General features: G+C 69.0%; 4 protein-coding genes. All 4 read left to right on the forward strand.

Annotation, left to right across the window (positions count from 1 at the left end; all coding sequences use genetic code 11):
• Window positions 1-1039 (forward strand): hypothetical protein (locus J2W14_RS21100; protein ID WP_307466191.1); only part of this gene is annotated, 1039 nt, incomplete at its 5' end.
• A 405-nt stretch (window positions 1040-1444) separates the two neighbouring features.
• A complete protein-coding gene (locus J2W14_RS21105) occupies window positions 1445-2557 on the forward strand; it encodes a hypothetical protein (RefSeq protein WP_307466194.1) in 1113 nt (370 codons plus the stop codon).
• A complete protein-coding gene (locus J2W14_RS21110; protein WP_307466195.1) occupies window positions 2541-3389 on the forward strand; it encodes a glycosyltransferase in 849 nt (282 codons plus the stop codon). Before J2W14_RS21105 ends, J2W14_RS21110 begins: the two co-directional genes overlap by 17 nt.
• The gene (locus J2W14_RS21115) at window positions 3379-4662 is read left to right on the forward strand and encodes a lipopolysaccharide biosynthesis protein (RefSeq protein ID WP_307466196.1); all 1284 of its coding nucleotides are present in this window, start codon (window positions 3379-3381) and stop codon (window positions 4660-4662) included. The genes J2W14_RS21110 and J2W14_RS21115 overlap by 11 nt, the downstream gene beginning before the upstream one ends.
• Window positions 4663-4801: the final 139 nt, after the last annotated feature.

The following is a 4801-nucleotide window of genomic DNA, read 5'->3' on the forward strand; positions in this document are numbered from 1 at the left end:
GCGGTGGTGGCTCCTCAGCGACCTCCACCTGGGTATATCAGACGAGGACCCCCGGCGCCCCGGCAGCATGCTGCCCGAGTTCCTACACCGCGAGGTGCTCGCAGCCTCCGGCTCGCAGCTGCACGTCGCCTTCGTCGGTGACACGTTCGAGCTGCTCGGGTTCGCCGAGGACGAGAGCCTGGCCCGGCTCGAGTCCATCCTCGCCCACCACGTCGACACGTTCCGGGCGCTGAAGGAGTGTGCGGCGCGCGGCGTGCAGCTGCACTTCGTGTGCGGCAACCACGATGTGGAGCTGGCCCGGCCGTCGGTGGCGGCCCGCCTCTCGGTGCTGCTGTCACCCGCCGAGCCCACGCGGGTCCGGGTGCACCCGTGGTTCCTGCACGTGCCCCACGTGCTCGTGGCCGAGCACGGGCACCAGCACCATGCGCTGCATCGGATGCCCGAGGTGCTCCGCGCGGCGGTCAACGGCACCGACGAGTTGGAGCTGCCACCGCTCGCTGCCTGGAACGCGCATCCGTCCACGTCGCGCCTGAGCCGTGCCGGTGCCGTTGCCAGGGCCTGCCTTGCGTCCGAGCGGGCGGAACGCCGCGTCCGGGAGCTCGCGTACGACGAACTGTTGCAGACCGAGTCACTGCGGCTCGAGCTCGACGGGGTGGCCGTTCGGGATCTGGCGCGGCTGTCCCGGTTCCGGACGGTCTCGGCGCTCCCGGTCGCCGCAACCCGCATGATGCTCGCGGCCACCGGGCGCAGAGTCGTTAGCGAGGAGGCTCCAGTTGCAGCGGGGAGGTTCGCACGTACCCTGGAGGCTCACGGTTCCGGCGTGGCCTGGTACGTCTCGGGCCACACGCACCGGGCACTCGAGTCGGCGCTCGAGGCCTGCCCCACCCGGTATGTCAACACCGGCACGTGGTGTTCGGACGTCCGCGGTCGCGGACCTGACCAGTCCGACCGTCTCGCGTTCCCGTACGCCACGGTTGAGGTGGCCCGCAACGGCACCACAAGCGGCGGGCTGCGGTACTGGCGTCCGGATGGTCGCTGAGCCGTACCCGTGTAGCGCACGCCGGGAGGGCTGCAAGCGCGCGTTCAAGGAATGGGGCGGCGGGCCGCAGGTCCCACGGGGAACCCTTCGTGCGCCAGAGCACTGCAACAGCGTTCTGGCTCCGGGGCCGGCTGGCATGGGAACCATCCGTCCGGACAATCGATGCCTCCATCAAACCCGGGAGGATTCACACCCCTGGCTCTGGCGGGAGCACGAAATTCCCTACGTAGGACGCGATGTAAAAGCGAGTAATTACTACCGTTGTCTACCCGGCCGGCCTACCTTACCGTCAATACAGGCAGAGTCGCTTGGCCGGGGGTTTTCGAATCCCTCTGGGGCACTGGATGGACTAGTCGCCGGGGCCGAGACACCATCCGACCGACAACACTCAGACAGGGGACGACCATGCAGACCAAAACCAAGACCAAGACCAAGACCAAGACCAAGGCGCTGCACTTCGACATCCACGGCCGCGTCATGATTCGCGTCGACGCGGAGGCGCCAGCAGCGGCCCAGCTCCAGAGCATGCTGGCGTGCTTCGCCACGGACGCCGAGCGGCCGGCCGACATCGTCGTCAATGACCGGCTGGAGTCGATGCCGGATGCGGGTCTGGTTGAGCACGAGCTCGCGTACACGGATAACAGCGTGCGTTTCCAAGCCGATCGTGTGCAGGTCGTGCGGGACGCAGAGCAGTGGCGCATTCACGGGCCGGGCGAGCTGTTGACCTCCGTGGTCCCTGTCCTCGATGCCGCAATGGTCAGTCGAGGAGCTGGCATGATTCACGCGGCAACGATGGCGTACCGGGGTCACGCCATCGCGCTGCCCGCAGCCGGAGGAACCGGTAAGACGAGCACTGCCGCCAAGCTGATGCGGCGCGAGGGGTGGTCGTTCATGGGTGACGACTGGGCCTTCCTCGCCGAAGACGCCACGATGCTCGGCTACGCGAAGCCGATGTTCATCAAGCCGCACCACCGGGCCATCTACCCGCACCTGTTCGAAGGTGTCCGGAAGCCCCTGGTCCCCTCAGGGCTCTCGGAGAGCGTCGGCCGCCTCACCACGGTGGTGCACCCGTACGTCATCCGTTATCCGCGCCTCGCGGACTTCTCCAGGCGATGGTCGCCGGAGCACCGCATGGTCGATCCGGGGACCGCGTTCCCGGGGCGGGAAGTGACGACCTCGGCCCCGCTCGCGGCCGCCATCTACATCGAGCGCTTCGAGGGCGCACGGTCTCGGATCGTCGAGCGGACGAGCGACTGGATGGTCGACCGCATGATTGGCAACTTCCACATCGAGATGGCGGGCTTCTCGCAGCGGGTCGTGACCGGCCTGGCGGCCACGTCCGTCCTCCCGTGGCGCGAGCACTTCGCGGCGAAGGGGGTCGTGCTGAGCAAGGCGCTCGACGGACGTCCCTGCCACCTGCTGCAGGTGCCCTCCGCGTACTCGGCGGACGAGGCGTCGGACGACATCGTCCGCTACCTCGAGCAGCTGCTACCGACGGTCCTTGACGAGCAGATCTGAGGGGGTGGACACTGTGGGTCACAGTCCTTCTGAAGTCACCGCGGTTGTTCCGGCCCGGAACGCGGAGGACCTTCTCCCGCGCTGTCTGGAGGCGCTGCGTCAGTCCGGTGTCGCTGAGATCATTGTGGTGGACGGATGCTCCACGGACCGCACCGTTAGCCTCGCCCATGCGGCCGGTGCCCGGGTTCTGAGCGACGAGGGCCGCGGCCTGCCATGGGCTCGAACGCTTGGTGTGCGGAGCAGCAACACCCGTTGGGTCCTGCTCGTTGACGCCGACGTCGTGTTCAGGCCCGGGGGGGTCGCCGACCTGCTCACGGAGTTGGTGGAGGGCGGATACGACGCCCTCCAGGCCGGTCTGGAGAGCGTCGCTGGACCCGGCTACTGGGGGCAGGCGCTGGCACATCACCATCGCACCGGCCGCAGCCGCAACTGGTTCGGGCTCGTGGCGACGGTCGTCGACCGAGATCTGATGCTGGGCGTGGGTTTCGATGACTCGTTCAAGTCGGGGGAGGACATCGAGCTGCGTTGGCGGATGCGGCAGTCAGGGCTGCGAACGGCGGTGTCACGCCGGGTCTTCGTCGAACATCGTTTCGCCGCAGATGACTTCGACTTCGCGCTCGACCAGTTCCTCATGGACGGAACGGGACTGGGACGGATGGTCCGCAAGCACGGCTGGCGCGGTGCGAGATTGGCGCTGCTGCCCGCCGCCGCGGCAGTCCGGGGCAGCGCCTTGAGCCTCGCCGAGGGCCAGCCTCGGTGGCTGCGCTACTACGGCGCCTTCTGCTGGTACAACTACGCGGCCATGGCCAGGGGTTTGCGAAGTGAGCGCTGAGCGGGAGACCGTTGTCATGGGCGCCCCGACCGTCCGGCATTCCGCCTTGCGCAGCTCCCTCGGCCTCGTCGTGGCCAAAGCCGCCCAGACGGGCGCGGGTTTCGCGTTCTGGGTCGTGGCCGCGCGCGCGACGTCCGACCGTGAGGTCGGGCTCACCATGGCCGCGGTCTCGGCGGTGATGATCTGCACCCAGCTCGCAGTGCTGGGCGCCGGGTCGGCCGTGATCGTGTCGGTGGGCCGAGGGGAGCCGCCCTCGCGGGTGCTGGACGCGGCGTTCGCCATCGTGGGGGTGGCCGGCACCGTGCTGGCCCTCGGCTACCTTGTGCTGCAGTCGGTTGTGATGCCGGACACTGCCTCGGTGTCGGTCCTCTTCTGGCTCACGTTCCTCGTGGCTGCCGTCACCGGCACCCTGGTCATCGTGCTGGACCAGGCGCTTGTGGCGTTGGGACGCGGAGCCAGCGCGACCTTGAGGTACGCGTTGGGCGGCGGGGTCTCGCTCGGGGCTGCTGCGGTCGTGGCCTGGCAGTCGCACGGCGCCTCCGCCGACGTGCTGATGGCTTGCTGGACCCTCGGGACGACCGTGGCATGCATCGTCGGTGCGGTCCAACTGCGACGACTGGTCGGCTACCGGCCGCGACCGACCCTGCGCACGGCCCGCGGCCGTCCACTGCTGGCGATGGGCCTTCCGTACCAGCTCCTCACCCTCACCGAGCGCGCCCCCGGGCTGGTACTGCCGCTCCTGCTCGCGCACATGGTGGCGCCGGAGGCAGCTGCCTACTGGTATCCCGCCTGGATGATGGCCTGGGCCGCCTACTCCGCTCCGATGCTGATGGGCATCGTCCAGTTCTCTGAGGGTGTACGCGACCCGGACCGTCTGGTGTCGACCACCTGGGCGAGTCTCCGTTTGTCGCTTGCCGTAGGAGGTCTGGCTGCAGCCGTCCTCGTCATCCTCGCTCACCCGCTGCTCAGTCTGCTGGGGGAGCGGTACGCCGAATCCTCCGCCGGCGCTCTGCGGTGGTTGGCGGCCGGACTAGTGCCATACGCGGTGCTGCAGGCCTACAACGCCGTGTGCCGGGCCCACGGTCGCTATACGGAAGCGATTGTGGTCGGCGTGATTCTCGGTGTCGCCCTCTGTGCCTCGGCGTTGTGGGCGGCCGACAGGGGCGCCAGCGCGATGGCCCTTGGGTGGCTGGTCGTGCTGTCGATCGGGGCGGTGGCGGTTGGCCTCCGGCTGGTGGTAGTTCTTCGGCGCGTCGCGCGGGACGCGCGATGACGGCGCGTCACGCGGTGACGAGCGGGCTTCATGCGACCGACCGCACCGGCGGCACGGGCCGCTCTGGCCGTACCGGGGGGCGCTGGAGGGCGCGTGAGGTGTGGTGTGCGTTGGCGGGTGTTGTGTCGTTGGCGCTTGC

The sequence above is a fragment of the Pseudarthrobacter oxydans genome (assembly GCF_030812335.1).
GTDB lineage: Bacteria > Actinomycetota > Actinomycetes > Actinomycetales > Micrococcaceae > Arthrobacter > Arthrobacter oxydans_B.